This is a genomic window from Vreelandella maris (assembly GCF_013371085.1).
GTDB classification, from domain to species: domain Bacteria; phylum Pseudomonadota; class Gammaproteobacteria; order Pseudomonadales; family Halomonadaceae; genus Vreelandella; species Vreelandella maris.
In genome coordinates this window covers 21,958-47,707 of the sequence record NZ_JABWCV010000007.1, presented here as the reverse complement: position 1 = coordinate 47,707, position 25,750 = coordinate 21,958, and the positions used below count along the sequence as shown (strand labels likewise).

The following is a 25,750-nucleotide window of genomic DNA, read 5'->3' as shown; positions in this document are numbered from 1 at the left end:
GGCAAGCATACCAGCGCCCTCGACTTGCCTCAATGCTCGCCTTTAATTGCTTGCAAACGAGCATACCAAACTTGCTTGCGGCCACCGAGCATTCGCGCGGCAATGGCAGCGCCCTGCTTAACGCCCACGCCCTCTGCCAGCAGCGCCTCTAGCAAGGCGTCCGCGGATATATCCTGGTGTTCACTCTGCTCAACCGGCGGAGCACCCGCCACAATAATGACAAATTCTCCACGGGCTTGATTAGGGTCAGCCGCCAACTGCTCAAGCAAACTCTCAGGCGTTCCGTGCAAAAATGTCTCAAAAGTTTTGGTTAGCTCACGCGCCAATACCACATCTCGCCCGGCCATTTGCTCCTGCAGCGCCTCAAGGGTGTGCACAATACGGTGAGGCGACTCGTAAAACACCAACGTCTCTTCACGGGTTTTCCAACCCGCTAGCGCTTGGCGTCGAGCGCCCGGCTTAGCGGGCAAAAAGCCAGCAAATACAAACCGGTCGGTGGGCAGACCCGCTCCAGAAAGCGCGGTGATCAGCGCACAGGGGCCAGGAATCGGCACGATATGGCGGTTTCGCGCCCGCAACTCACGAACCAACACAAAACCTGGATCGCTAATCAACGGTGTTCCTGCATCGCTGATTAAGGCAATATCTTCTCCTGCGGCGAGATAGCTATCCAAGGTATCCACACGACGCGCTTCATTGTGTTCGTGTAAGGAGACCATCGGCTTATTCAAGCCTAAGTGCGCCAACAGGCGGCCGCTATGGCGGGTATCTTCAGCTGCAACCCGCGCGACTTGCCCTAATACCCGAGCGGCACGTGCGGTTAAGTCGTCCAAATTCCCAATTGGCGTGGCAACCACGTACAATGTACCCGGATTATGGTCTGGCATTGTTGACTCTCAATTCGTTGATGGCTTGCTCTATCGGTGCGCTATGCTTGTGCCGTAGCCTCGGCAAACGCTGGCAAGCAGCGACAGCGCAAATGGAAACTTAAGGAAGGATACATGAAACAGTCATTACGTGGCTTACTCGCCGCTGCCCTTGTGGCATTTCTCGTTGCTGGCTGTGCGATGCAGTCACCAAGCGTGGTAGACCGCGTGCCTGTTGAAGACCCAGGTCAATTACTCAACCAAGCGGAACAGCAGGCACCCGAACAAGCAGCAAAAACGCGCTTGGAAGCAGCCAACATTCTGGCGAGGCAAGGCGAGCGCAAAAGAGCCTTTGAAGCCGCCGACGGAATCGATGAAAGCCTGCTATCAGAGCCTGACCGTGTGCGCTGGGCGTTGCTATTTTCCGAACTTGCCCGCGCACTGGACGAACCACGCGCCGTGTTACGCGCCACACAAGTACTCGACGACGAACTGCCAATGCAGGCTAGCCAGCAAGAGCGGCTTGCAGAGCGTCAGCGCTGGGCTCGTGAAGCGCTTGGCCAACCTGGCGCGGTAACGGTCGCGCTGCCTGAGCTTGAAGGTCAGGCAATACGCCGTATCGTGGTGGCACTACCCGAATCCGGCCCGCTTAGTAGCGTCGCTAACACCATCGCCACCGCCATGCGTCAGCACCATGATGTAAAAGGGGGTAATACCGAACTCAGCTTTCTCGACGCGTCGCGCTACTCACTTGATGAGCTCTATGACCGCGCACAGCAAATGAATGCGCAGCTAATGATTGGCCCATTAGATAAAAGCCAAGTCACCCAGCTAGAGCAACGCGATAGTGTTCCCCTTCCTACGCTGGCGCTTAACTATGGCAGTGGCGATAACAACCAAGCACAGCGGCTATTCCAGTACGGCCTCTCCGCTGAAGATGAAGCACGCCAAGCGGCTCGCCGTGCGTGGCAGGATGGTCACCGCCAAATGTCCATGATGGTGCCTGATAACGATTGGGGGCGCCGCGTAGGTGAAGCCTTTTGGAATGAGTGGCACAGCCAAGGCGGTGAAGTTGCCAATGCCGTACGCTACAACCCTGATAGTTCAGTCTCTAGTGCAGTACAAACCGCTCTCAATGTCAGCGGCGAACGCGCCCGCCTAAGCAATATTGACGCACTTTTCCTACTCGCGTTACCTGAATATGCGCGCCAAGTGCCGCCCACCATGGACTATTATTACGCCCCTGATCTGCCAATTTATGCCACATCACATTTACATGAAGGCCGCCTGCAAACGCGCCTTGATCAAGATTTAAACGATGTCATGTTTATGGATATCCCCTGGCAAATTCCCGATGCTGCGGTTGGTGGTGAAGAAGCGCTTCCTTTTGCATCCACCTATCAGAGCCTACGCGATGAATCGGATGCGTCTATGTTCCGGCTAATGGCCATGGGTGTTGATGCTTACGAGCTGGCGCTTCGCTTCTCGAATCTTAACGAGCTCAACGGCTTGAACGGCAGTACCGGCATGCTTTACTTAAACGACGACGGCCGCATTTACCGTGAGCTGCCTTGGGCAAAATTCCAAAACGGTGTTCCATCGCCTATTTTGATCCCTAACCGTAACGTCAGTGACGAATAACGCCCATACCGCTCGTGCCCGCGGCGCAGCTATTGAGCAGATAGCTGCTCAATGGCTGCGCCAACAGGGACTCACCCTCGTCACGCAAAATCATCACGTGAAAGGGGGTGAGCTTGACTTGGTAATGCGAGATGGCGATATTCTCGTCTTTGTCGAAGTTAAACATCGCACGACGACGCGCTATGGACATCCTCTAGAAACGGTCACCCACCAGAAACAGCAGCGATTGGTTCGTGCAGCTAGGTTATATATCGCTCGCGGTGGACTTTCATCGCCATGCCGCTTTGATATCCTGGCGATTACCGGCAAGTCCCCCGATCTTGATTTTCACTGGGTGAAAGCTGCTTTTGATGCCTTTTGACTGTTTTTAAATTAACTGTCTTTAAAACGGTCTTTACACTTTAATTTAACCAGGAAGCCCTGATGGACTTTCAATCTCGGATACTCGGCCACTTTAACGCCAGCATCGACACTAAAACGTATGCCAGCGAAGTGCTTCCGCCCTTTATTGAAGTGGCAAGCCAAATGATGGTGCAGTGCCTTGTTAGCGAAGGAAAAATACTTAGCTGCGGCAATGGCGGCAGTGCAGGCGACAGCCAGCACTTCTCCTCTGAACTGCTCAACCGTTTCGAACGTGAACGGCCAAGCCTACCTGCGTTAGCGCTCACCACCGACACATCCACGCTAACGTCTATCGCTAACGACTATAGCTATAATGAGGTATTTTCAAAGCAGATCCGCGCACTGGGCCAACCGGGTGACGTGCTGCTGGCTATCTCAACTAGCGGCAATTCAGGCAATATTGTGCAAGCTATTCAGGCAGCGCATGATCGTGATATGACCGTCGTCGCCCTTACCGGTCGCGATGGCGGTGATATGGCCTCGCTGCTAGGCCAGGATGATTGTGAAATCCGCGTTCCTGCCACCTCGACGGCGCGCATCCAAGAGGTTCATCTTTTGGTCATTCACTGCCTATGCGACCTTATCGACGAACAACTGTTTGGCAGCGCTTAAACACCCGCAGTCCTTGTTTATAGCGTTAATATAAACGGACTTTGATTAATTTTTGACAGCTAGCTAGCACCAAGGAGTCATACCGATGCCTCAGCACCTCTTCTCTCGCGGTTTTATCGCTGCTGCGCTTTGCGCGGTAATGTTTATCAGCGGCTGTGCCAATAACTCCGCTTCCAATCAGTCAAACTATGCCCAACGTAGCGACGACGTTGAAGCCATTGATGCCACCATAGAGCGTGAAGTTGACGACGCACTTGAGCGTGCCGATGCGCGACTCGGCGACGCCCGTATCCGCGCCCATGCCTATAACGGCGTGGTGCTATTGGTGGGACAAGTGCCTAGTGAAGAGTTACGCGCGATGGCGGGCGAAGTCACCAGCAGCTTACGTGGTGTCAATGAAGTTCATAACGAACTCACCATTGCCGCTCGCCTACCGGCTAGCCAGCGCCTGACGGACACATGGCTAACCACCAACGTTATTAGCCACCTGGCAACTAATGACCACATCGATTCTTCTAAACTAAAAGTGACTACAGAAAACGCCAGCGTTTACCTGATGGGCAGCGTGACGCGTGCAGAAGCCGACCGCATCGTCAATGCCGCCTCCGCAGTTGGCGGCGTACAACGAATCGTCAAGGTGTTTGACTACCTCGACTAATCTGTACGCCCTTTCATTTTCAGCTCGCATAAAAAAGCCTCGCTTGATAAAAGCGAGGCTTTTTAATACATACCACAGGTGTTATTTAACTAGCGTTATTTAACAACCCGCAGTGTTGGTTTTTTCTTAGTGCTAGAAGCTTTATCAGAGGTTTCGGCTGAAGTTTTGGGATCGCCATGCTCATCATGAACTGGCTCAGTGACCGAAAGCTCAGGCTTACCAGAGGCTTTCTCGTCGTCTTCAATATCCCCAAAAGATTCGGCGTCTTCACCCAGCTCAGGCTCATGGCCAAAAACCATTCCAGCGCCATTTTCCCGGGCATAGATAGCAATTAAAGCCGGCGTCGGAATCATCACCTGCATCGGCTGCCCACCAAAGCGGGCATTAAAGCCTATTGCCTGATTCTCCATAAAAAGATCGCGCACGGCGGTAGGTGCCACGTTCAAAACGATCTGACCATTCTGAACAAACTGGCGAGGCACCTCGACGCCTGGCAAAGTAGCATCCACCACTAGATAAGGCGTTAGCTCATTATCCAGCAGCCACTCATAAAGCGCTCTGGCGAGATAGGGGCGACTCGATTTCATCTAGACTCCCTCCTCCTTACAAGTAAGGCTCCCTGCCTCTAACAAGCGAACGGAAGCCGAATGAATTCAAGCGCGCATCTCTTTTTCACGCTCACTTAAAGATGCCTTAAACGCTTCACGCTCAAATACACGTGACATATATGCCAGCAACGGCTTAACCTGCTTTTCAGGCAGTTCAATATTGAGATCCGGCAAACGCCACAACACAGGCGCTAAACAGCAATCCACTAGCGTAAACTCTTCGCTCATGAAATACGGCATATCTTCAAAAATTGGCGATATACCAATTAAGCTTTCGCGTAGCTCTTTACGCGCTTTATCCGCTTCTTTCTTTCCACCGCTGCGAATCTGATCAACCATTGGACACCACTCACGCTCAATGCGGTGCATCCATAGACGACTTTGCGCCCGAGCCACTGGGTAAACAGGCAATAACGGCGGATGCGGGAAACGCTCATCCAGATACTCCATCATGACTTTTGACTCATAAAGCACAAGGTCACGATCTAACAGTGTCGGTACACTGTTGTACGGATTGAGGTCTGCCAGCTCTTCTGGTGGTTTTTCGTCGAGAACATCGACGATATCAACGGCGACCCCCTTCTCGGCCAGCACAATGCGCACACGATGACTGAAATGATCATCACCACCTGAGTAAAAGATCATCGACGACCGCTTGGCCACAACACCCATGAAAGCATCCTCACTTCAAAACAATCTTGGATAATAACACGCCAGCACACCCTTAGGGGAAGCTAGCTTGCTTTGCTTTATTGTCATGCTGACAAGAAAAAGGCGCACAGCTCACGCCGTGCGCCCTACTGACGATCAGCTACTACTAATTAGTGGATATCTCGCCAATACTCACGCTTGAGCAGGTAAGCAATCACACCAAAAATGAAAATAAAGATCAGTACCTTAGGCGCCAGTGCTTGGGCCTGGAGCTTGGAGGGCTCGCCTACATAAGCCAGGAAGTTAGTAAGATCATACACCGCTTCCTCAAACTCAGCAGGTTCGAGTTCACCAGGCTCTGTGACTTGCAGCACGTCACAAGACTGATACTTACCTGATAGCGCATCCGGCTCTTGCCCTTCTACCGGATGATCCGTTTCAGCGCACACCAGCTCTTGCACGCCCTGCAGAGGCTCCAACACGTTAGGCATTGCTACCAAATCGAATACCGTGTTGTTGACGCCGGTTGGACGGCTGGGATCTTTATAAAAACCGAGCAGATAGGAGTAGATCCAATCGGTTCCTCGCACACGTGTTTTCAGCGATAGATCAGGCGGCGGCGCACCAAACCAACCCTCTGCATCGCCACTGTCCATAGCAATGTGCATTTGGTCGTTATAGGCCAACTCAGGTGAGAAAATCAGATTCTCTTCCACCAGATCCTGAGGCATCCCCAAGTCGTCAGCCGCACGGGCAAAACGCTGGTACTGAAGCGAGTGGCAACCCATGCAGTAGTTAACGTAGAGCTTCATGCCGTTTTGCAGCGAGGCTTGATCGTGAAGATCAGGCTCCATCGAATGAGGCACACTTGCGCCTCCTGCAGCCATCGCGGTTACTGGCACTAAGGCGAAAAGGAGTCCTAATAGATGCTTTTTCATTAGCCAGTCACCCTTTCTGGAACGGGTTTAGTCTTCTCAAGCTTGGTGTAGACAGGCATCAAGACAAAGAAGGCGAAATAAATCACGGTGCATGTTTGCGCCAGAATGGTTCGCCCTGTCGTTGATGGCAACACACCTAAAATACCGAGAATAACGAAGCTGATGGCAAACAGCAGCAACATCACTTTCGACATCCAGCCTTTATAACGCATAGAGCGCACCGGACTACGATCCAGCCAGGGCAGAACAAACAATATTGCTATCGCCGCGCCCATAAAGATAACGCCCAGGAACTTAGCGTCTAAGCCAAACACCGAGAAAGTTATAGCGCGAAGAATGGCGTAGAACGGCGTCATGTACCAAACGGGCGCAATGTGATCAGGTGTTTGCAGTGGGTTAGCCTGATCAAAGTTAGGCCGTTCAATGAAGTAACCTCCGCCTTCTGGGAAGTAGAACACCACCACACAGAAAACAAACAGGAATACCGCAACACCTACCAAGTCTTTAACCGTGTAGTAGGGATGGAAAGGAATCCCGTCCAACGGAACACCGGCCTCATCCTTCTTCTGCTTGATATCAATACCGTCGGGGTTATTTGAACCGACTTCATGCAGGGCAATGATATGCAGCACTACAAGCGCCAAAATAACGATGGGCAGGGCCACCACGTGCAGCGCAAAGAAACGGTTAAGGGTAATCCCTGAGATCAGGAAGTCACCGCGCACCCACTGCGCTAAATCAGGGCCAATAGCGGGAATGGCAGAGAATAGCGAAATGATAACCTGCGCGCCCCAATAGGACATTTGGCCCCAAGGAAGCAGGTAGCCCATAAAGGCTTCCGCCATTAGCACCAGGTAAATCGTCATGCCAAAGACCCACACTAACTCGCGGGGGGCTTTGTAAGAACCGTATAACAGGCCACGGAACATATGCAGGTAAACAACGAGGAAGAAAGCAGAGGCGCCGGTGGTGTGCATATAGCGAATCAACCAGCCCCACTCCACATCTCGCATGATGTATTCGACAGAATCGAACGCACCTTCAGCCGAGGGATTAAAGCTCATCGTCAGCCAAACCCCGGTTAGGATTTGGTTAACTAGCGCCAGCAGCGCTAACGAGCCAAAGAAGTACCAGAAGTTGAAGTTTTTTGGCGCGTAATATTTAGATAGATGCTCTTGCCACATTTGAGTCGCAGGAAAGCGATCATCTACCCACCGCATGACGCCCTTTTCCGCTTTGGCTTTATTCGGGTTACCCATTAGGCACTCTCCTCATCTTCGCCGATGACAATGATGTCGTCATTCTCAAAGCGGTAGGGTGGAACCTCGAGGTTAGTCGGCGCAGGAACGTTACTGAACACACGACCAGCTAAGTCAAAGCGAGAACCATGGCAAGGACAGAAGAAACCACCCGGCCAATTATCGACGCCTACGCCCTCTGCATCAGGCTCAGGGCGAAAAAGTGGCGAGCAACCTAAGTGCGTACAGATACCAATCAGCACCCCAATCTCAGGTCGAATCGACCGCAACCCACCATCGATGTACGGGGGTTGTTGCGGCACTTCCGAATCAGGATCAGCTAACTGGTCACTACCCAGCGATTCAGTGCGCTCAATCATCTCTGGTGTACGATTGATAATCCATATAGGACGACCACGCCACTCAACGGTCATACGCTGTCCTGGTTCAAGCCTCGATATATCCGCTTGAACAGGAGCACCCGCTGCTCTTGCCCTGGCACTAGGCTGCCAAGAAGCCACAAAGGGTACCGCAACCCCGACAGCACCTACCGCACCCACAACGGAGGTGGCGCCTACGAGGAAACGGCGTCGGCCTTTGTTTACGCCGTTATCTGCCATTTCAGGTTTCTCCCATCAGCTTACCCGCTTCGCCGCAAAGGCGTCTTGCGGCGACGAATATCAAATACGCTCTATGGTAAAAAAACAAAGCGCTATGCACAAGAACAACCGCCCGTGACCATAGTGGTACGAGCAATATAATTTTATGATATTTCAATAAAAAACGCCCAGGTCGATGACCTGGGCGTTTTGCCGCATAGCGTAAAGAATTAACGCTTAGAGAACTGCGGACGACGACGTGCTTTGCGCAGGCCGACTTTCTTACGTTCAACTTGACGTGCATCACGCGTTACGTAGCCAGCGGCACGTAGCGAAGGACGCAGGTCTTCATTGTAGTTCATCAGGGCACGTGTAATGCCGTGACGAATAGCACCTGCTTGAGATGAACCACCGCCGCCAGCGACAGTCACGAAGATGTCAAACTGACTTAGCGTTTCGGTCAACTCAAGCGGCTGACGAACAACCATACGACCAGTAACGCGACCAAAGTAAAGGTCTAGGTCTTGGTTATTGACAGTAATTTTGCCAGAGCCTGGCTTCATAAACACGCGAGCGGTGGAAGTCTTGCGGCGCCCGGTACCGTAATACTGCTGTGTCATGGCGAAGATTTCCTCAGATGTCTAGTTCAAGCGGCTGTTGGGCAGCATGCGGATGCTCGGCACCGGCGTACACTTTTAACTTAGTGTACATGGCGCGACCCAAAGGACCTTTCGGCAACATGCCTTTAACGGCAGACTCAATGATGCGCTCAGGCGCATGATCAAGCATCTTGTCGAATGTCATAGAGCGCAGACCGCCCGGGTAACCAGTGTGGCGGTAGTAGGTTTTAGCCTTCGCCTTGTTGCCGGTCACATGGACTTTCTCTGCGTTGATAACAACGATGTAGTCGCCAGTATCAACGTGAGGGGTAAATTCGGGCTTATGCTTGCCGCGTAGGCGACGAGCAATCTCGGTTGCCAGGCGACCGAGCGTTTTGTCCTTAGCGTCGACAACATACCAGTCGCGCTGGACGGACTGCGGCTTAGCACTGAACGTCTTCATGGATAAAATCACCAGATTAAATGTATTGGGTGACTCACACCGCTATACGGCGAAGCACCATCCCTATTCTTTTTGGTTGCCAGCTTACGCAAGCAACATGTAGCGAGGCGGCATTCTACAGTAAGGACAGCGACAAGTTAAGCCGTATCGTGACTTTTTTACTTGCCCGATAGACTCTTTGCCTTCTAGGGTTTATGCGCCAACGCCAAGTATTCTTTTGACTGCATTTCCTGTAGCCGGGAAAGCGTACGCTGGAACTCAAACGTCAGCTTGCCATCGCTGTAAAGTTGCTCAATCGGCACTTCTGCCGACATTAGCAGCTTCACACCGCGATCATAAAATTCATCGACCATATTGATGAAACGTCGCGCCTGATCGTCTTTTTTGGCATCCATTCGCATTACATTGGAGACCAACACGGTGTGAAACTCACGGGCCAGCTCAATATAGTCATTTTGACTACGCGGACCGTCACACAACTCAAGAAATTCAAACCAAGCAATATCATCATGCAAACGGCGGGCTTTGAGCACACGATGGTTAATTTCTAGCGACGCATCTACTTCGCCCGCCTGCCCCGCTATTTCACGAAAGCTACGCGAAAGTTCATGCTCAGCCGCTTCTTCCAGCGGTGAGTGAAAAATAGCAGCCCGCTCAAGTGCGCGCAGACGATAATCAACGCCTGAATCGACGTTCACCACGCTGCAATGCCGGTTGACAAGCTCAATGGCAGGCAGAAAACGGGCCCGCTGCAGACCCTCTTTATACAGGTCATCAGGCACGATATTTGAGGTTGCCACTAGCACCACCCCGCGCTCAAAAAGCGCCTCCAGCAGGTTGGCAAGTATCATGGCATCGGTAATATCTTTGACAAAAAATTCATCAAAGCAAATCACACGCACCTCAGTGGCAAATTTACCCGCAATTAGCGTGAGGGGATTTTTTTCACCCTTGTAGTGTGTCAGCTCGTTATGGACGCGCTGCATAAAGCGATGGAAATGGGTACGCATTTTGTCAGGAAAAGGAAGGGATTCGTAAAACGTGTCAACTAAATAGGTTTTGCCACGTCCTACCCCTCCCCAAAAATAGAGCCCTTTTACCTGAGGCAAGACCGGTTTATCGGCAGAGGAAGATTTTTTACCCATTAAGCCGGCCATTTTGGCTTTCAAGCCCTTATGGGCAACCAAGGTCTTCGGCACGGTCGTCGGTGCAGCTACAAGCTCATCATAAAGCCGCTGCAAATGTTTTACTGCTGATTCCTGCGCCGCATCATATTGAAAATCCTCACGCTCTAAATCCGCGCGGTAGCGCTCAATAGGCGATGCTGGGCGTGTTTTAGACATTGCCCTATCCGCAGATGTTGATGACATGCAATCGCCTCCCTCAGCATGTAAGGCAGTAGCCAGCACAACGACTGGCAACCCTAAGAAAGGCTGTGATTATACCCGTAGAGACGTCTAAGCGCATGAGTGGATTGACCCAACCGGCAGACTGACGCCTATAATGGCAGCCTGTTTAATTCAAAAGCTGCTGGCTAATGCAGTCTGCGGTTATATTCAAGGCGCCAGGGAGAACACTGTGGACGCAAGCTCACCATTAACCTTTGCCATTATCGGTTTTATCGTCGGCTTAATCGTTGGATTGGGCAGTTACCGCCTCTTCAGCAAAAGCCAGCGTGAGGCTGCTTCCATGCGTCAAAAGCTACTCGAACGCGAACATCAAATCGCTGAAATGAAGAACAGCGTGGGCAGCCATTTGACCGGGATCTATCAGCGGCTCAGCAATATTCGCGATGAAGCCAACCAACTAGAACTTCAGCTAAAAGAGGATGCTGAGGAATGGGACATTCGCGATGCGGCGATTCAGCCAAGCCTTGATCTTTCTGGCATCAATTCTACCTCTGAACAGCAGGCACAGGCTGATACAGCGGCTCCCGCTACCCCGCGCGACTACGCCGACGGTAAAGGCGGAACGTTATCTGAGGACTTTGGCTTGAAAAGTAACGAGGTGGCAACGCCTCAACCGCCCCGCTATTAAGTAACCAAACGTCAATAAGCTGCCCCGATTCTCGTCAACGATCTTTCGGGGCGCTTAATGTGTTAAGCAGGATTATCAATATCCACAAAGCGATGCTCAACATCATACTCATCGCTTAACCACTCACCCATGGCCTGGATTCCATAACGCTCTGTAGCGTGATGGCCAGCGGCGATATAATGGATCCCCATTTCGCGCGCCAAGTGGGTAGTTCGCTCGGATATTTCACCCGATACGAAGGCCTGCGCCCCCGCCTCAAAGGCTGCCGTAATCATGTCTTGCGCCCCACCGGTGCACCAGGCAATGCGCTCAATATCGCCCACCTGCGGGGCTTCAATGACCAAAGGCTCACGCTGAAGGGTGTGCGCAATTTGCACTGCGAGATCCTGTACAGAAAGTGGCTGCGCTAAACGTCCTGACCATAAAAGCCCTTCTCCTAGCCCGCCATCAATACACCCCTCCACTTTCCAGCCTAGACGCCTAGCCAATTCGGCGTTATTGCCCATTTCGGCGTGAGCATCCAACGGTAGGTGGTACGCCAGCAGGCTGATATCGTTATCAAGCAGTGTTTTAATCCGCTTCTGCTTCATGCCGGTGATCGCAACGGGCTCGTTTTTCCAGAAATAGCCATGATGCACCAACACCAAATCCGCCTGCCAAGCAACGGCTTCATCCAGCAAAGCCTGACAGGCTGTCACTCCCGTTATAACGCGTTTAACGTGCTCACTACCCGCTACCTGCAAACCATTAATCGTATAATCTTTAAACTGAGCAGCCCGCAGCTGATGGTCACAGGCTGCCACTAATTGGTCACGATGAATCATATTGCGTCCTTTTATTGATTTAAATGCACCCGTGAGGAACTTGCTAAGAAAGTGTTACCATTAAACCATTGTAAAACTCGCTGCTTTTTATCGCGAACAGTGAGACTGACTCGTTAAGGAATTTATTACATGCGACGCTATGTGCTGCCTTACCTATGGCCTGTTGTTACTGGCGTACTGCTCGCTGTGGTGATCCTGTTTGCGCTCCCCGAGCAACTTCCCAACCCATTTCGTGATTCACCGCCACAGGCGCCTCAATCTCCGGCCCCGGTGATCTCTACGGTCCCAGCGGCAGTGGAACCCAACCCTAATCGCCCAGCTCCAGAAATACACCAGGCTGCACCTCTATCCCGCAATAAGGGCCCGGTGAGCTATTCACGAGCAGTCGAACAAGCAGCGCCGGCCGTGGTTAACATTTATTCATCACGTATTGTGGAACGCGATCAGCACCCACTGATGTCGGACCCCTTCTTCCAGCAATTTTTTGATAGCCAGGGCGACGATGCGACGACTCACCAGCGGATGCTTTCCAGCCTAGGCTCTGGGGTTATTGTGAGTGAAGACGGCTACGTATTAACCAATCACCACGTTATCAATGGCGCCGACGAAATTCAGGTGGCGTTACGTGATGGGCGCGAAACGTTGGCCGAAGTGATTGGCACCGACCCTGAAAGTGATTTAGCCGTGCTGCGCATTAATTTGGACGACTTGCCGGTTATTGAACTGACCGATTCTGCCGACGTAGCAGTGGGCGACGTAGCGCTAGCCATTGGTAACCCTTTTGGGGTGGGCCAGACCGTCACCATGGGCATTATTAGCGCCACGGGACGTAATCACCTAGGGCTCAACGCCTATGAAGATTTTATTCAGACAGATGCTGCGATCAATCCAGGTAATTCTGGCGGCGCGCTGGTCAACCCTGACGGTGCCATGGTGGGTATTAATACCGCCATTTTCTCACGCTCAGGGGGTTCCCAGGGTATTGGCTTTGCGATCCCCGCCAACCTTGCCCACAGCATCCTAGATGAACTGGTTACTCAAGGACGTGTGATTCGTGGCTGGCTGGGTATAGAGGCACAAGCGCTATCACGCGAACTCGCGGCCTCCTTTGGGCTGCAAACACCTCAAGGCGTCATTGTTGCCGGTGTCGTCAGCGGTGGTCCGGCTGCGCAAGCAGGTCTAGAGCCTGGCGATGTACTACTCGCCGTGGACGGAGAGCCCATTCTGGATGCTCGCTCCACGATGAGCGAAATCGCCTCAATCCCCCCCGGCACGTCGCTGCCTCTAACCATTGTGCGCAGCGGCGAGCGCATGGAAATGACATTGGAAGTAGGGGAACGCCCGCTTCCCGCGATTCCGATTAATGAAGAAGTGCCCGGCCAACGCGACTCATAGCGGTAACAGCTTGAACGCGTTGGCACGATACTTGGTGGGCCTCAATCGCGAATACGGTACTCAGCTGAACGGGCGTGGGCGGTCAATGACTCGCCTCGCGCCAATACCGAGGCAATTTTGCCCAGCTCAGATGCACCGCCTGCCGAGCAGTGAATAATTGAAGAACGCTTCTGGAAATCGTAGACACCTAGCGGTGACGAGAAACGTGCCGTTCCAGAGGTAGGCAGCACGTGATTGGGCCCCGCGCAATAATCTCCCAGCGCTTCAGCAGTGTAGCGCCCCATAAAGATCGCCCCGGCGTGACGGATATCGTCCAACCAAGTGTCTGGCTCAGCGACCGAAAGCTCCAGATGTTCAGGGGCAATCCGGTTAATCAGCGTAATCGCTTCTTGGGTGTCCTGACAAAGCACTAACGCCCCACGCCGGCGTAGCGATTCCCGCACAATCTCTTCGCGCTCTAGTGTCGGCAGCAGACGCTCAATCGCAGCCTCAACGGCAGCTAAGTGCGCCTTATCCCAGCTTACCAAGATCGCCTGCGCGTCTTCGTCGTGTTCAGCCTGGGAGAACAGATCCATCGCCAACCAATCAGGATCAGTCAGCCCATCGGACACCACCATGATTTCTGAAGGGCCGGCAATCATATCAATACCCACCTGCCCAAACACCGCGCGCTTAGCCGTGGCCACATAAATATTGCCTGGGCCAACTATCTTGTCGACGCGAGGCACCGTTTCTGTGCCATAAGCAAGCGCAGCCACCGCCTGAGCCCCACCGATGGTGAATACATAATCGACCCCAGCCAAGTGAGCCGCAGCCAATACCAACTCATTGAGCACGCCATCCGGCGTAGGCACTACCATGACAATTTCACGGACACCGGCCACATGGGCAGGAATCGCATTCATCAGCACCGAAGAGGGGTAGGCCGCCTTTCCACCCGGCACATAGATACCGGCGCGATCCAGTGGGGAGACTTTCTGCCCCAGCACCGTGCCGTCAGCCTCTTCGTATTGCCAGGAGCTGGGCTTTTGGCGCTCGTGGTACTGCTTAATGCGCTCGGCAGCACTGGAAAGCGCTTCACGCTGCTCAGAAGGCAGGTGATCAAACGCCTTCTTCAACTGCTCAGGCGTGAGTTGCAATTCGTCCATTGAGCTAACAGAAAGCCGATCAAAACGGTTGGTAGCTTCAATTACTGCGGCGTCACCTCGCTTTTTAACACTGGCAAGAATTTCTTCTACGCGTGCCTGAACTGCTTTGTCTGACACCCCTTCCCAATCTAACAGCGCATCAAGCTGATGGTTAAAGTCTGCATCGCTTGTCGACAGGCGTGAAATGGTGGTATTACGTTGTTCGCTCATGGGTCACCTCATGTCATTCGGCAAGCTGTGCCTGACGCTTTTTGACCGCGCTGTCTAGGCGGGCCAGTAACGGCTTAATGCGCTCATGCTTCATGGTCATGGCTGCCTTATTCACCACTAGTCGGGTGCTGATATGGGCGATTAGCTCACGCGGCTCCATACCATTCGCCCGTAGTGTATTGCCGGTATCAACGATATCGACAATTTCGTCCGCTAGGTTCATCAGGGGCGCAAGCTCCATGGCGCCATAAAGCTTGATCACTTCGGCCTGGATGCCCTGCTCGGCGTAGTAACGGCGGGCCACATTCACAAACTTGGTGGCCACCCGACGCCGGGCGCGCGCTGGCAACTGCCCTGTGACACCGGCTGTCATCAACTTACAGCGGGCAATCTCCAAATCCAGCGGCTCGTAAAGCCCTTCAGCGCCGTGCTCAAGCAGTACATCTTTCCCAGCGATACCCACATCCGCGGCTCCCAACTGAACGTAGGTGGGCACGTCGGTTGCGCGGATAATCACCAGCTTGACGTCTGGCAAGTTGGTGTCAAACAGCAGCTTACGGCTTTTGCTCAGATCCTCGGCGGGCGTGATACCCGCATCGGCCAGCAGTGGCAGCGTCTCTTCCAGAATGCGGCCCTTCGAGAGGGCTAAAATCAGTTGCTTACTCATCGTTTAGGCCAGTGGTTAATAGCATGCACCGCCGATAGCATGCAGAATTAGTAGCAAGCGAGTTTGGTCGCATAGTTTAGCCAGGAATACGGCGAATGCGCGCGCCCAGGAACTGCAATTTTTCTTCGATGCACTCGTAGCCACGGTCAATGTGATAAATACGATCGACCAGGGTCTCCCCTTCGGCCATCATCGCTGCAATCACCAGCGAAGCGGAAGCGCGTAGATCGGTCGCCATGACAGGCGCGCCGGATAGCTTCTCAACCCCTTCAATCAAAGCGGTATTACCTTCCAGCACAATATTGGCGCCCATGCGGTTAAGCTCTTGAACATGCATAAAGCGGTTTTCAAAAATGGTCTCGACTACCCGTGAATGACCCACAGCCACCGCATTCATAGCCACGAACTGAGCCTGCATATCAGTGGGGAACGCTGGATAAGGCGCCGTGCGTATATTCACCGCCTTGGGGCGTTTGCCGTGCATATCCAAAGCAATCCAATCGTCACCGCTGGTAATCTCAGCGCCTGCCTCTTCCAGCTTGGCGATGACCGCATCCAGAATATCCGCCCGGGTACGCTTTACCTTCACTCGCCCGCCAGTCATGGCAGCAGCTACCAGAAACGTGCCCGTTTCAATACGGTCGGGCATGACATCATGTTCGCAGCCGTGAAGCTTCTCAACGCCCTCAATGGTAATGGTGTCAGTACCTTGGCCGCTGATTTTAGCGCCCATCTTGATCAAACACTCTGCCAAGTCGACGATTTCTGGCTCGCGGGCAGCGTTCTCCAGAACGGTTTTGCCATCGGCCAACGTCGCCGCCATCAACAGGTTTTCGGTACCGGTTACTGTCACGGTATCAAAGTAAATCGTCGCGCCTTTCAAGCGGCCATCGACCCGCGCACGGATGTAGCCCGCTTCAACACGAATCTCAGCCCCCATGGCCTCTAAACCACGGATGTGCAAATCCACCGGGCGCGAACCAATCGCGCAGCCACCGGGCAGCGACACATCGGCTTTACCGAAGTGGGCAAGCAGTGGCCCTAACACCAGGATGGAAGCACGCATCTTCTTAACCAGCTCATAAGGTGCATGGCATTGGGTCACCTGAGAACCATCTAACTGGATACTCAGCTTCTCACCCATTACCGGCTCAACACCCATACGACCCAGCAGCTCTAAGGTGGTGGTAATATCCTGCAGGTGAGGCAAATTACCAATCACTACGGGGCCGTCGGCCAACAGGCTGGCACACAGGATGGGTAACGCTGCATTTTTGGCACCGCTCACCCACACTTCACCGTCTACCGAACCATTGCCGGTAATGATTAATTTATCCATGAAGCGACCGTTACTGGACGTTTTCCGGTGCAGTTTGCCACTGCGCCGGAGTAAACGTTTTGATACTAATGGCGTGGAGCGCGCCAGAGGCGATCTCATCACTGAGAGCAGCATAGACGAGCTGCTGACGCTTGACCGGAGAGAGACCTTCAAAGGCATCACCAACCGCAATCACCTGAAAATTACAGCCTTCACCCTGAATATGGAACTGACATCCGTCAATACGGGATTCAAGCAGTGCTTTTACCTCGTTGGGTTGCATGGCGCAAAAAACTCCTTTGGGGTCGTCAATATTAATAAACGTAATTGGGGCGACATAATAAAGAAAAGCAGCGCGCTTGGCGATGGCGTAGTTTTAAATGGCCTAGCTTTAAACAGCCAAGGTCGCTGATGGATGATCAATCAATGCATCCAGTTCGGCTAATGAGGCAAGTCGGCGTAGAGGGGCTGAAAAGCGGATAGTCTGAACCTGGATTTCGCGCTGCCGACACGTGCGCAACCATTCAAACAGCACGCTGATGGCAGCACTGCTGGCTTTTTCAACGCGGCTGAAATCAAGTGTTAGTGACGTTAACTCGGCTTGCTTGAGCCACGTAACGCCGCTGGCGGCCAAATCGGCCGCCAACGCCACATCCACATCACCGACTACCTGCAAGGTAGCGTCTTCAGCATCCACCGTGACACCGGGGCGTGAAAAAAGCGTTGTCACGCATCGCCTCCCTGCTCAAGCTCTTCAACACCCACCTCAGGCGACCAGCCGTCGATGACAGCATCATAATCGCGATTATTATCGCGCATGGCTTGGTCGAACTGATTGCGGAATGTTAAGCCCAGGTTAATGCCATTTACGATCACATTGACCACCCGCCACTCGCCGTTTGAAAGCCTTAAGCTATAACTCACGGGATATACTTGCCCGTTATTAGCTACCACTTCCATCGCGACACTGGCTTGGTCGTCATAGCGCTGTGCTTGCTGGGCATCCAGCACTCGCAGCTCGTCATAATCAAATGTCACCAGTCCACGGGTATAAGTATCAATCAACGTTTGACGAAACACATCGGCAAAACGGCTGCGCTGCTCTGGGGTGGCGTTGCGGAAATAGTTACCCATCACACTGGCACCGATATAGCGAAAATCTGCCACTTGGTCGAGATTTTTATCTACTAAGGCCTCAAGCTCCCCCAGGTTATTAGCGTAGTAATCTTTACGCCCCTCAAGGTCTTCCATTAGCGATTCAACATTATCGCGAACCAATGTTTCAGGGGACTGGCTCTGTGCTAAGGCCTGTAGCGGCGCCACCAACCCCACCAAGATCATACCCACCAGCAACCAACGACTTACCATCCCGTTTACTCCCTTCATAATCATTATCTCCCGACCCGTTAATGCACTGGGTTCGTGCCTCATTAGTTGCGACATTAATTACTTGCCATGTTGGACACAAATTGCTGGATAAGTTCTTCCAGCACCAACGCCGACTGGGTATCACGAATCGTATCACCCTCCTTTAGCGCCTCAGGGTCACCGCCTACGCTAAGGCCGATGTACTGTTCGCCTAACAAGCCGGCAGTAAGAATAGACGCTATCGTGTCTCTGGAGAGCTGGCCTTCCAACTCGCTATCAAGGCTTAGCACCACCCGTGCATCAAACCACTGTGTATCCAACTCAATAGATTCAACCTGCCCCACCGTCACTCCCGCCATAGTGACCCGAGCGCGAGGTTTTAAGCTGCCAATATTGGCAAAATTGGCCTCCAACTGAAACGACTGAGCGGGCGCGGAGAGTGTCAGCCCACTAACACGCAAGCCGAGGAATACAAGTCCCAAAATGCCAGCAATCATAAACAGGCCAACACCGAACTCCATGGTTTTACTGCGTCTCATGAAACTGCTCCACCCATTAAAGGCCGCCAAACATGACGGCAGTCAACACAAAATCAAGCCCCAGAACTGCAAGCGACGAATACACTACCGTGCGTGTAGTAGCACGAGATATGCCTTCTGAGGTCGGCACCAGGTCGTAGCCTTGAAAGACAGCAATCCAGGTCACCACCAGCGCAAACACAGCGCTTTTGATCATGCCATTGCCAATATCACTGACAAAAGCCACATTGGCCTGCATGTTGCTCCAGTAGGAGCCCTCAAAAACACCCAACCACTCTACGCCCACCAAGTAGCCCCCCCAGATACCCACCACACTAAAACCTACGGTTAGAATGGGTAGCGACACAAAGCCCGCCCATAGCCGCGGAGCGACCACCCGGCGCAGCGGATCAACACCGATCATCTCCATACTGGTGAGCTGCTCGGTGGCTTTCATCAAGCCAATCTCAGCGGTCAATGCCGAGCCCGCACGGCCAGCAAACAGCAGCGCGGCCACCACAGGCGCAAGCTCACGCAGCAGTGACAGTGCCACCATCTGCCCAAGCGCCTGCTCAGCGCCGAAATCGACCAGAATGGTATAGCCCTGCAGTGCCAGCACCATGCCGATAAACAACCCAGACACCAACACGATGGCGAGTGAAAGCACGCCGACAAAATGCATCTGATGTAACCATAAGCGCCAACCCTCACGGGATGGCACACCGACAGCGGATTGGAAGAGAAACACCCCCGCGCGGCCTAATGCTTCCATTAAATCGCACCCTCGACGCCCCAATCGGGTAATACGCGCGGTGCCGTTAGAAAATTTTGACTGCATTTGTCCCTGCCCTGTATTTACCCTGCATTGAAGCCATTAGCCTGTCTTTGTCATCGGGGGCTCGCCCAAAATATCGCGATAAAATGCCTCAGCGGGATAGTGAAACGGCACTGGGCCATCAGGCTCGCCATGAATAAACTGGCTCACCCTAGGGTCTTGATTCGTATCTAAGGTTTGCGGCGTACCATGGGCAACCACCTGACCATCAGCAATCAAATAGAGGTAATCTGCAATGCTCAGAGTCTCTTTAATATCATGAGACACGACCACAGAGGTGAGTTGCAGCGCTTGATTAAGTCGCTTAATAAGCTGCACTAAAACGCCCATAGAGATGGGGTCCTGACCTACGAAGGGCTCATCATACAGGATCAACTCCGGGTCCAGCGCCACGGCACGAGCCAGTGCGACCCGTCGCGCCATGCCTCCCGACAGTTCTGCGGGCGTCAAGTGGCGCGCGCCGCGCAGCCCTACCGCCTGCAGCTTCAGTAGCACCAGATCGCGCACCATGGTATCGGGCAAATCAGTATGAACGCGTAACGGAAAAGCAACGTTTTCGAATACGTCTAAATCGGAAAACAGCGCGCCACTTTGAAATAGCATCCCCATCCGCTTGCGTAACGTAAATAGCGCCTTACGAGATAGCCGATGAACATCCTGCCCATCGATCACTATCCGCCCACGCTCTGGCGTCAATTGGCCGCCGATTAGCTTAAGCAGTGTGGTTTTCCCAGTACCGCTTGGCCCCATAATCGCGGTTACCTTGCCCCGGGGAATCGTCATATTTATGCCGCGAAAAATCTCGTGATCGCCACGTGAAAAATGGAGGTCTTCAATTTCAATAAATGGAGCATCTATCATGGATCAGTTGACTCTTAACCAGGCGCACTTGGGTTAGCCATCATACCCTACTTGCGGCTATCGCGATTATAAAACAGTGTTTCTAAAACATTATCAAACATTGTACTATAACGCTACAAAACACGACGGCCTGCTTGAGCATTTCTGCTGGTCTACCCATTTATTGATAGCGCATCGTTAGCAGGCCGCCTTATCGTCAAATCGCATCCGGGCTAACGTCTCCAACTACTATCTCAACGACTGCCTATAAAGGGTGCCAAGATGTTATTCTTGGTGGTTACTACTTTTTATATGTTCAATGATTAAGAGAAAACGCTATGCGCCAGCCTCTCGCTCCACCCAGCCTACTACGCGAAAGTGCATTGCGTACGCTGCAAATTGAGCAGGCAGCCATTGGCGGCCTTCAAGCCAAGCTAGATGAAAATTTTGACCGTGCTTGCGAGCTAATTCTCGCCTGCCAAGGCCGCGTGGTAGTGACCGGCATGGGAAAATCGGGGCATATCGCTGGCAAATTGGCGGCTACACTTGCCAGCACAGGCACGCCAGCTTTTTTCGTTCATCCTGGTGAAGCCAGCCACGGCGATTTAGGCATGATCACCCGTTCCGATGTGGTATTGGCGTTGTCCAACTCGGGGGAAACCGCCGAAGTCACTGCGCTCTTACCGCTGCTTAAACGCCTGGGTACGCCGCTAGTCAGTATGACAGGACGCCCCGATTCCACGCTGGCCAAACACGCTGATGCGCACCTGAACAGCGGCGTAGAGCGTGAGGCATGCCCGCTCGACTTGGCCCCCACCAGCTCCACAACGGCAGCGCTCGCTCTGGGCGACGCCCTGGCTGTGGCGCTGCTGGAGGCGCGTGGCTTTACCGCTGAAGATTTTGCCCTCTCCCACCCTGGCGGCAGTTTAGGCAAACGCTTGTTACTGCGCGTTAGAGATCTAATGCACGACGGTGCGCGCCTGCCCCAAGTCCCCCTGGGGAGTCCGTTGCGCGACGCGTTATTGGAAATTACCCGTCAAGGGCTAGGCTTTACCTGCGTGGTAGATAGCGATGGCCGCCTAGCCGGGGTCTACACTGACGGTGACCTTCGACGCACGCTCGACCAGTTTCACAACCTGCGCGATGTCATCGTTGACGATGTAATGACCCGGCCGGGCAAGCGCATCGCCCCCGATATCCTGGCGGCGGAAGCGGTACGCATCATGGAAGAGAGCCGCATTACGGCGCTAGCAGTGGTTGATGAACAACAGCGTCCTATCGGGGCGCTACATATGCATGACCTGCTTGCCAGCGGCGTTATTTAAGACAGCGGCGTCATTCAGCAATATTACCGACCCGCTTTACGAATTTAATGATAAGGAGGTTCTATGACCTTACCTAATGCGCTACTTGATCGACTCCGCCGCGTGCGCCTATTAGCGTTGGATGTTGACGGCGTACTGACCGACGGCCGCCTCTACTTCCAGGCTGACGGTATCGAAATCAAAGCATTTCATACTCAGGATGGTCATGGGCTGAAGCTTCTCAAGCGAGTGGGTATACATGTAGCACTGGTGACGGGCCGCGACTCTCCCATGGTGAGCCAGCGCGCCGCATCACTGGGCATCGACCTGGTCCATCAAGGCTGTGAAGACAAGCTTGCCACCCTGCGCGGGCTTTGCCAGCGTCTCGATCTAGAGTTAGAGCAGGTTGCCTACTGTGGTGACGACCTGCCTGACCTGGCCGCTATTAAGCGTTGCGGTGTCGGCATTACCGTCCCTAATGCGCCAGATTACATACATACCCACGCCGACTGGACCACGGAACGACTAGGTGGGCACGGCGCAGTACGTGAAATCTGTGACACACTGCTTGAGTCTCAAGGGCACTGGGGGGCGGTGCTAGACACTTATCTTCACGGTCGCACCTAATGGTGAAGCAGGTAAAGGTACGCGTTTGGTTAGCCGGGCTGGTCGTTGCCCTGGGGGCTCTACTGGTGTGGCTTGACCCACGGGGGCCTCAAGACACGGCCATTGACCCAGAAGCGCAGGCCCAGGAGCCAGGCCACGTGCTGGAAAACGCAGAGATCACTCTTTTCGGTGAAAATGGTAGCGTATTACAGGCGCTTAAAACCCCACGCCTGATCCATACGCCGCAGCGTAGTGAAACCTGGACAGAAGAGCCCGAAGCTATCTTATACGACAGCGAAAACCGCCAGTGGCTGGCTAGCGCCGATGTAGGCACGCTTAACACGTCCACTCAGGTCTTGCTGATGTCAGGCTCCGCTCGCCTGATCGCACCGGATGAAGGTTGGCAGTTAGATACTGAATTATTGCACTATGACGGGCTAAACCAGCATGCGTGGAGTGAAACACCGGTAGTACTACAACAGCCGCCCCAGCAAATGAACGCGTCGCGCATGGACGTCTGGCTTAACGAAAGCCAAGTGCGCTTAACTGACAATGTGCGTGGCACGCACCCTCCGGCTACGCAGCGCTAACAGGATTTGCCATGAAATCACTGATATATATCGCCCTTTTTGCCCTTGCGTTACCGCTCTCGGCACTGGCCCAAAACAGCCAAGCCCCGATAGAAGTCGAAGCCGACCGCTTAGACCTTGACCAGCGAGCGGGGACCGCTGTCTATACAGGCAATGTCGATATTCGCCAAGGCGGAATGCAATTACGTGGCGAGCGAGTAGAAATCGAACGCAACGAGGCAGGCGAGCTCTCCCGCGCGACCTCCACCGGTGAGCGCGCCTACTTACGTCATCAAGCTGAAGGGCAAGAAGGCCCTACAGAAGGGTGGGCAAGGCGCATTATTTATCATGTCGCTGAACGCCGCGTTGAGCTAATCGACCAAGCCGAATTAACGCAACAAGAAGACACCTTCACCGGCGGTCGCCTTGAGTATTTTATTGACCGTGAAGTGATTCAGGCGCGCTCTGACGTTGACGGCAGCGAAACCCAGCGCATACGCATGACGCTTCAGCCCGAACAATAGGGAGCCAAGCCTTGGCAACTACAGACACTGCGCCAATCAAAACCCTATATGCTCACCACTTGGCCAAAAGCTATAAGCGACGCCGAGTCGTTAAAGACATCAATTTAGAGATCTCCCAGGGCAGTGTTGTGGGCTTGCTCGGCCCTAACGGCGCGGGCAAAACCACATCATTTTATATGATTGTGGGGCTGGTGAAATCCGATGCTGGCAAAGTGGGTATCGACGATGTAGATCTAACCCGCGCCCCAATGCATGAACGCGCCGCGGCGGGTATCGGCTACCTTCCGCAAGAAGCGTCTATTTTTCGTAAATTATCGGTTGCCGATAACATTATGGCGATACTCGAAACGCGCAAAGAGCTCAGCCGTAGTGACCGCGAGCAACGCCTGGAAGCGCTACTGGAAGATTTTCACATTACCCATATTCGCGACAACCTGGGCATGAGCCTTTCAGGTGGTGAACGCAGACGTGTGGAGATTGCTCGCTCACTGGCGACGGAACCTGCTTTCATTTTGCTGGACGAGCCCTTTGCTGGCGTAGACCCCATTTCGGTAGGCGAGATCAAAACCATTATTCGCGCATTAAAGCAGCGCCACATCGGCGTACTGATCACCGACCACAACGTGCGCGAAACCCTGGATATTTGTGATATCGCCTACATCGTGGGCGATGGTCAAATTATCGCTAGCGGCTCTCCAGCCTCGATTCTCACTAACCAAAAAGTAAGAGAGGTTTATCTAGGCGCTGATTTCCGACTCTAACTGATTTTTCACGTCTAATTAGCGCTCTACAACAACTTTACTGCCAATGGCATGCTTATTGCACTTGCACCTAAGACCTACTCGCACTAGGGTGGAGCATTCTGATTAACGAGTGGTTCTCAGATGGTCATGAAAGCTTCTCTTCAACTACGCATCGGCACACAGCTGACCATGACACCTCAGCTGCAGCAGGCCATTGCCCTGTTACAGCTATCAACGCTGGACTTACGTCAAGAAATTCAGCAGGCTCTAGATGCCAACCCCATGCTGGAACAAGAGGACGAATTTAGTGAACAGGCTGTTAGCGAGCCTAAAGAGGAAGAGTGGTCAGAGAGCATACCCACCGAGCTCTCGGTAGATAGTGACTGGTCTGATACCTACCAAGATATGGGGAGTCACGGCGGCACCAGCAGCGAAGGACCTGATTTTGAGCGACAGGCTGCTGGCCAGAGTCTTCATGGGCACTTGCTGTGGCAGCTCGCTATGACCGATTTTGGCGTACGAGAACAACTTGTCGCAGAAAGTTTAATCGACGCGCTAGATGCTAATGGCTATTTAACCCAGCCGCTCAACGACATACGCGAAGGGCTTCGCGCTCAAGGTATCGACGGGCTTAGCCTGCGCGAAGTAGAAACTATTCTGCTTAAGCTTCAGCAATTTGAGCCAACAGGGATATTCGCCCGCGACCTGCGTGAGTGCCTAATGCTGCAGCTGGCCACTCTTCCCGATGATACGCCGCTACTGGTTCCTGCCCGCCGCTTGGTACGGCAGTTTTTGGAAGCACTAGGCAAAGATGACATGCGCTTACTTAAACGCCGCCTGGGACTCGATGATGACCAGCTGGCTGATGTCATTCTCCTCATTCGTAGCCTCGACCCACGCCCAGGCAGCGCCTATGGCGATACCGATGATAGTTATGTAACACCCGACCTGGTCGTACGCCATGACCACGAAGGCTGGCATTTAGAGCTCAATCCTGAGGCATTGCCAAGACTGCGCATTCAGCCTGACTACGCAAGCTTAATAAAGCGTGCGGATAAAAGTCAGGACAATCAGTTTTTAAAAGAACACTTGCAGGAAGCGCGCTGGCTGATTAAGAGCCTCTCTAGCCGCAACGATACGCTACTGCGCGTTGGCCGCGAGATCATTACCCGGCAAATTGACTTTTTAGAACACGGCGAAGAAGCCATGAAGCCGCTTATATTGGCCGATATCGCCGAGGCCGTGGAAATGCACGAATCGACTATTTCCAGGGTGACCACTCAGAAATTTATTCATACGCCTCGCGGCGTATTTGAACTCAAATACTTTTTCTCAAGCCAAGTCAGCGGCCAGGATGGTGACAGCCATTCAAGCACCGCTATCCGCGCTCGGCTTAAGAAATTGATTCAAGAGGAGCCGCCAGGCAAGCCGCTTTCTGATAGCCGCTTAGTCACGCTGTTAGGAGAAGGGGGAATTCAAGTAGCGCGTCGTACGGTGGCTAAATATCGTGAAGCCATGGGCATTCCCTCCTCTAGCGAGCGGCGTCGTTTGCGCTAGCATTAGACAACG

At 53.2% G+C, this 25,750-nt stretch carries 31 protein-coding genes; 12 read left to right on the top strand and 19 right to left on the bottom strand.

Annotated elements, in window-relative coordinates:
- Positions 1-29: 29 nt before the first annotated feature.
- On the bottom strand, positions 30-887 hold the full coding sequence (gene rsmI, locus HUO07_RS07790) for a 16S rRNA (cytidine(1402)-2'-O)-methyltransferase (RefSeq protein ID WP_176303102.1): 858 nt from the start codon (positions 885-887) through the stop codon (positions 30-32).
- A gap of 114 nt (positions 888-1,001) precedes the next feature.
- On the opposite strand from rsmI, the gene HUO07_RS07785 reads away from it, so the two are divergent.
- The 4 genes from HUO07_RS07785 to HUO07_RS07770 all read left to right on the top strand — a co-directional run bounded on the left by HUO07_RS07785 (position 1,002) and on the right by HUO07_RS07770 (position 4,179).
- Complete coding sequence (locus tag HUO07_RS07785; protein WP_176303101.1) at positions 1,002-2,507, top strand: penicillin-binding protein activator; 1,506 nt, start codon at positions 1,002-1,004, stop codon at positions 2,505-2,507.
- Positions 2,497-2,868 (top strand): YraN family protein, encoded by a 372-nt coding sequence (locus HUO07_RS07780; RefSeq protein WP_176303100.1) that lies wholly within the window; start codon positions 2,497-2,499, stop codon positions 2,866-2,868. Before HUO07_RS07785 ends, HUO07_RS07780 begins: the two co-directional genes overlap by 11 nt.
- 62 nt (positions 2,869-2,930) lie before the next feature.
- Complete coding sequence (locus tag HUO07_RS07775; protein WP_008958676.1) at positions 2,931-3,521, top strand: phosphoheptose isomerase; 591 nt, start codon at positions 2,931-2,933, stop codon at positions 3,519-3,521.
- An 85-nt stretch (positions 3,522-3,606) separates the two neighbouring features.
- Positions 3,607-4,179, top strand: coding sequence for a BON domain-containing protein (locus tag HUO07_RS07770; RefSeq protein ID WP_176303099.1), 573 nt, complete (start codon positions 3,607-3,609; stop codon positions 4,177-4,179).
- Between the two features lie 95 nt (positions 4,180-4,274).
- On the opposite strand, the gene HUO07_RS07765 is transcribed toward HUO07_RS07770, so the two are convergent.
- From HUO07_RS07765 to zapE, 8 genes are all read right to left on the bottom strand, one after another.
- Positions 4,275-4,766, bottom strand: coding sequence for a ClpXP protease specificity-enhancing factor (locus HUO07_RS07765; protein WP_176303098.1), 492 nt, complete (start codon positions 4,764-4,766; stop codon positions 4,275-4,277).
- Positions 4,767-4,832: 66 nt separating this feature from the next.
- Entirely contained in the window at positions 4,833-5,459 is a 627-nt protein-coding gene (gene sspA / locus HUO07_RS07760) for a stringent starvation protein SspA (RefSeq protein WP_008958673.1), read from the bottom strand.
- Between the two features lie 149 nt (positions 5,460-5,608).
- Positions 5,609-6,376, bottom strand: a complete 768-nt coding sequence (locus HUO07_RS07755) for a cytochrome c1 (protein WP_008958672.1) — start codon at positions 6,374-6,376, stop codon at positions 5,609-5,611.
- On the bottom strand, positions 6,376-7,635 hold the full coding sequence (locus HUO07_RS07750; RefSeq protein WP_176303097.1) for a cytochrome b: 1,260 nt from the start codon (positions 7,633-7,635) through the stop codon (positions 6,376-6,378). The genes HUO07_RS07755 and HUO07_RS07750 overlap by 1 nt, the downstream gene beginning before the upstream one ends.
- The gene (gene petA, locus HUO07_RS07745) at positions 7,635-8,234 is read right to left on the bottom strand and encodes a ubiquinol-cytochrome c reductase iron-sulfur subunit (protein WP_176303096.1); all 600 of its coding nucleotides are present in this window, start codon (positions 8,232-8,234) and stop codon (positions 7,635-7,637) included. The genes HUO07_RS07750 and petA overlap by 1 nt, the downstream gene beginning before the upstream one ends.
- 209 nt (positions 8,235-8,443) lie before the next feature.
- On the bottom strand, positions 8,444-8,833 hold the full coding sequence (gene rpsI, locus HUO07_RS07740; RefSeq protein WP_008958669.1) for a 30S ribosomal protein S9: 390 nt from the start codon (positions 8,831-8,833) through the stop codon (positions 8,444-8,446).
- A gap of 13 nt (positions 8,834-8,846) precedes the next feature.
- Entirely contained in the window at positions 8,847-9,275 is a 429-nt protein-coding gene (gene rplM, locus HUO07_RS07735; RefSeq protein WP_008958668.1) for a 50S ribosomal protein L13, read from the bottom strand.
- A 185-nt stretch (positions 9,276-9,460) separates the two neighbouring features.
- Positions 9,461-10,645: a cell division protein ZapE gene (zapE, locus tag HUO07_RS07730; RefSeq protein WP_176303095.1), complete on the bottom strand. Its 1,185-nt coding sequence runs from the start codon at positions 10,643-10,645 to the stop codon at positions 9,461-9,463.
- A 208-nt stretch (positions 10,646-10,853) separates the two neighbouring features.
- Between zapE and HUO07_RS07725 the strand changes: the two genes are divergently transcribed.
- Entirely contained in the window at positions 10,854-11,312 is a 459-nt protein-coding gene (locus tag HUO07_RS07725) for a ZapG family protein (RefSeq protein ID WP_035587068.1), read from the top strand.
- A 62-nt stretch (positions 11,313-11,374) separates the two neighbouring features.
- Here the strand turns inward: HUO07_RS07725 and HUO07_RS07720 are convergent, their stop codons facing one another.
- The gene (locus HUO07_RS07720; RefSeq protein ID WP_176303094.1) at positions 11,375-12,136 is read right to left on the bottom strand and encodes a Nif3-like dinuclear metal center hexameric protein; all 762 of its coding nucleotides are present in this window, start codon (positions 12,134-12,136) and stop codon (positions 11,375-11,377) included.
- A 129-nt stretch (positions 12,137-12,265) separates the two neighbouring features.
- Between HUO07_RS07720 and HUO07_RS07715 the strand changes: the two genes are divergently transcribed.
- Positions 12,266-13,531, top strand: a complete 1,266-nt coding sequence (locus HUO07_RS07715; protein ID WP_176303093.1) for a Do family serine endopeptidase — start codon at positions 12,266-12,268, stop codon at positions 13,529-13,531.
- A 41-nt stretch (positions 13,532-13,572) separates the two neighbouring features.
- On the opposite strand, the gene hisD is transcribed toward HUO07_RS07715, so the two are convergent.
- The 9 genes from hisD to HUO07_RS07670 form a co-directional block, all read right to left on the bottom strand.
- Entirely contained in the window at positions 13,573-14,889 is a 1,317-nt protein-coding gene (hisD, locus tag HUO07_RS07710) for a histidinol dehydrogenase (RefSeq protein ID WP_176303092.1), read from the bottom strand.
- 13 nt (positions 14,890-14,902) lie between these two features.
- The gene (gene hisG, locus HUO07_RS07705; RefSeq protein ID WP_035566316.1) at positions 14,903-15,556 is read right to left on the bottom strand and encodes an ATP phosphoribosyltransferase; all 654 of its coding nucleotides are present in this window, start codon (positions 15,554-15,556) and stop codon (positions 14,903-14,905) included.
- A gap of 76 nt (positions 15,557-15,632) precedes the next feature.
- The gene (gene murA, locus HUO07_RS07700) at positions 15,633-16,895 is read right to left on the bottom strand and encodes a UDP-N-acetylglucosamine 1-carboxyvinyltransferase (RefSeq protein ID WP_176303091.1); all 1,263 of its coding nucleotides are present in this window, start codon (positions 16,893-16,895) and stop codon (positions 15,633-15,635) included.
- Positions 16,896-16,905: 10 nt separating this feature from the next.
- Complete coding sequence (locus HUO07_RS07695; protein WP_007114696.1) at positions 16,906-17,157, bottom strand: BolA family protein; 252 nt, start codon at positions 17,155-17,157, stop codon at positions 16,906-16,908.
- 108 nt (positions 17,158-17,265) lie between these two features.
- On the bottom strand, positions 17,266-17,604 hold the full coding sequence (locus tag HUO07_RS07690; RefSeq protein WP_176303090.1) for an STAS domain-containing protein: 339 nt from the start codon (positions 17,602-17,604) through the stop codon (positions 17,266-17,268).
- Positions 17,601-18,242, bottom strand: a complete 642-nt coding sequence (locus tag HUO07_RS07685; protein WP_246286601.1) for an MlaC/ttg2D family ABC transporter substrate-binding protein — start codon at positions 18,240-18,242, stop codon at positions 17,601-17,603. Before HUO07_RS07685 ends, HUO07_RS07690 begins: the two co-directional genes overlap by 4 nt.
- A 74-nt stretch (positions 18,243-18,316) precedes the next feature.
- Positions 18,317-18,781: an outer membrane lipid asymmetry maintenance protein MlaD gene (gene mlaD / locus HUO07_RS07680; protein ID WP_176303088.1), complete on the bottom strand. Its 465-nt coding sequence runs from the start codon at positions 18,779-18,781 to the stop codon at positions 18,317-18,319.
- Positions 18,782-18,797: 16 nt separating this feature from the next.
- A complete protein-coding gene (gene mlaE, locus HUO07_RS07675) occupies positions 18,798-19,598 on the bottom strand; it encodes a lipid asymmetry maintenance ABC transporter permease subunit MlaE (protein ID WP_176303087.1) in 801 nt (266 codons plus the stop codon).
- A 36-nt stretch (positions 19,599-19,634) separates the two neighbouring features.
- On the bottom strand, positions 19,635-20,456 hold the full coding sequence (locus tag HUO07_RS07670) for an ABC transporter ATP-binding protein (protein ID WP_101146239.1): 822 nt from the start codon (positions 20,454-20,456) through the stop codon (positions 19,635-19,637).
- Positions 20,457-20,773: 317 nt separating this feature from the next.
- On the opposite strand from HUO07_RS07670, the gene HUO07_RS07665 reads away from it, so the two are divergent.
- From HUO07_RS07665 to HUO07_RS07640, 6 genes are all read left to right on the top strand, one after another.
- Positions 20,774-21,760: a KpsF/GutQ family sugar-phosphate isomerase gene (locus HUO07_RS07665; RefSeq protein ID WP_176303086.1), complete on the top strand. Its 987-nt coding sequence runs from the start codon at positions 20,774-20,776 to the stop codon at positions 21,758-21,760.
- 63 nt (positions 21,761-21,823) lie between these two features.
- On the top strand, positions 21,824-22,366 hold the full coding sequence (locus HUO07_RS07660; RefSeq protein WP_176303085.1) for a KdsC family phosphatase: 543 nt from the start codon (positions 21,824-21,826) through the stop codon (positions 22,364-22,366).
- Positions 22,366-22,935 (top strand): LPS export ABC transporter periplasmic protein LptC, encoded by a 570-nt coding sequence (gene lptC, locus HUO07_RS07655; RefSeq protein ID WP_176303084.1) that lies wholly within the window; start codon positions 22,366-22,368, stop codon positions 22,933-22,935. The genes HUO07_RS07660 and lptC overlap by 1 nt, the downstream gene beginning before the upstream one ends.
- A gap of 11 nt (positions 22,936-22,946) precedes the next feature.
- Entirely contained in the window at positions 22,947-23,438 is a 492-nt protein-coding gene (gene lptA / locus HUO07_RS07650) for a lipopolysaccharide transport periplasmic protein LptA (RefSeq protein WP_176303083.1), read from the top strand.
- 11 nt (positions 23,439-23,449) lie between these two features.
- The gene (gene lptB / locus HUO07_RS07645) at positions 23,450-24,199 is read left to right on the top strand and encodes an LPS export ABC transporter ATP-binding protein (protein ID WP_176303082.1); all 750 of its coding nucleotides are present in this window, start codon (positions 23,450-23,452) and stop codon (positions 24,197-24,199) included.
- 123 nt (positions 24,200-24,322) lie between these two features.
- Entirely contained in the window at positions 24,323-25,738 is a 1,416-nt protein-coding gene (locus HUO07_RS07640; RefSeq protein ID WP_176303081.1) for an RNA polymerase factor sigma-54, read from the top strand.
- Positions 25,739-25,750 lie beyond the last annotated feature (12 nt).

Bases quoted from the DNA above. Each gene is read 5' to 3' on its own strand.
- rsmI (WP_176303102.1), bottom strand. From the start codon at position 887: ATGCCAGACCATAATCCGGGTACATTGTACGTGGTTGCCACGCCAATT.
- HUO07_RS07785 (WP_176303101.1), top strand. From the start codon at position 1,002: ATGAAACAGTCATTACGTGGCTTACTCGCCGCTGCCCTTGTGGCATTT.
- HUO07_RS07775 (WP_008958676.1), top strand. From the start codon at position 2,931: ATGGACTTTCAATCTCGGATACTCGGCCACTTTAACGCCAGCATCGAC.
- HUO07_RS07770 (WP_176303099.1), top strand. From the start codon at position 3,607: ATGCCTCAGCACCTCTTCTCTCGCGGTTTTATCGCTGCTGCGCTTTGC.
- HUO07_RS07765 (WP_176303098.1), bottom strand. From the start codon at position 4,766: ATGAAATCGAGTCGCCCCTATCTCGCCAGAGCGCTTTATGAGTGGCTG.
- sspA (WP_008958673.1), bottom strand. From the start codon at position 5,459: ATGGGTGTTGTGGCCAAGCGGTCGTCGATGATCTTTTACTCAGGTGGT.
- HUO07_RS07755 (WP_008958672.1), bottom strand. From the start codon at position 6,376: ATGAAAAAGCATCTATTAGGACTCCTTTTCGCCTTAGTGCCAGTAACC.
- HUO07_RS07750 (WP_176303097.1), bottom strand. From the start codon at position 7,635: ATGGGTAACCCGAATAAAGCCAAAGCGGAAAAGGGCGTCATGCGGTGG.
- petA (WP_176303096.1), bottom strand. From the start codon at position 8,234: ATGGCAGATAACGGCGTAAACAAAGGCCGACGCCGTTTCCTCGTAGGC.
- rpsI (WP_008958669.1), bottom strand. From the start codon at position 8,833: ATGACACAGCAGTATTACGGTACCGGGCGCCGCAAGACTTCCACCGCT.
- rplM (WP_008958668.1), bottom strand. From the start codon at position 9,275: ATGAAGACGTTCAGTGCTAAGCCGCAGTCCGTCCAGCGCGACTGGTAT.
- zapE (WP_176303095.1), bottom strand. From the start codon at position 10,645: ATGTCATCAACATCTGCGGATAGGGCAATGTCTAAAACACGCCCAGCA.
- HUO07_RS07720 (WP_176303094.1), bottom strand. From the start codon at position 12,136: ATGATTCATCGTGACCAATTAGTGGCAGCCTGTGACCATCAGCTGCGG.
- HUO07_RS07715 (WP_176303093.1), top strand. From the start codon at position 12,266: ATGCGACGCTATGTGCTGCCTTACCTATGGCCTGTTGTTACTGGCGTA.
- hisD (WP_176303092.1), bottom strand. From the start codon at position 14,889: ATGAGCGAACAACGTAATACCACCATTTCACGCCTGTCGACAAGCGAT.
- hisG (WP_035566316.1), bottom strand. From the start codon at position 15,556: ATGAGTAAGCAACTGATTTTAGCCCTCTCGAAGGGCCGCATTCTGGAA.
- murA (WP_176303091.1), bottom strand. From the start codon at position 16,895: ATGGATAAATTAATCATTACCGGCAATGGTTCGGTAGACGGTGAAGTG.
- HUO07_RS07695 (WP_007114696.1), bottom strand. From the start codon at position 17,157: ATGCAACCCAACGAGGTAAAAGCACTGCTTGAATCCCGTATTGACGGA.
- HUO07_RS07685 (WP_246286601.1), bottom strand. From the start codon at position 18,242: ATGGTAAGTCGTTGGTTGCTGGTGGGTATGATCTTGGTGGGGTTGGTG.
- mlaD (WP_176303088.1), bottom strand. From the start codon at position 18,781: ATGAGACGCAGTAAAACCATGGAGTTCGGTGTTGGCCTGTTTATGATT.
- mlaE (WP_176303087.1), bottom strand. From the start codon at position 19,598: ATGCAGTCAAAATTTTCTAACGGCACCGCGCGTATTACCCGATTGGGG.
- HUO07_RS07670 (WP_101146239.1), bottom strand. From the start codon at position 20,456: ATGATAGATGCTCCATTTATTGAAATTGAAGACCTCCATTTTTCACGT.
- HUO07_RS07665 (WP_176303086.1), top strand. From the start codon at position 20,774: ATGCGCCAGCCTCTCGCTCCACCCAGCCTACTACGCGAAAGTGCATTG.
- HUO07_RS07660 (WP_176303085.1), top strand. From the start codon at position 21,824: ATGACCTTACCTAATGCGCTACTTGATCGACTCCGCCGCGTGCGCCTA.
- lptC (WP_176303084.1), top strand. From the start codon at position 22,366: ATGGTGAAGCAGGTAAAGGTACGCGTTTGGTTAGCCGGGCTGGTCGTT.
- lptA (WP_176303083.1), top strand. From the start codon at position 22,947: ATGAAATCACTGATATATATCGCCCTTTTTGCCCTTGCGTTACCGCTC.
- HUO07_RS07640 (WP_176303081.1), top strand. From the start codon at position 24,323: ATGGTCATGAAAGCTTCTCTTCAACTACGCATCGGCACACAGCTGACC.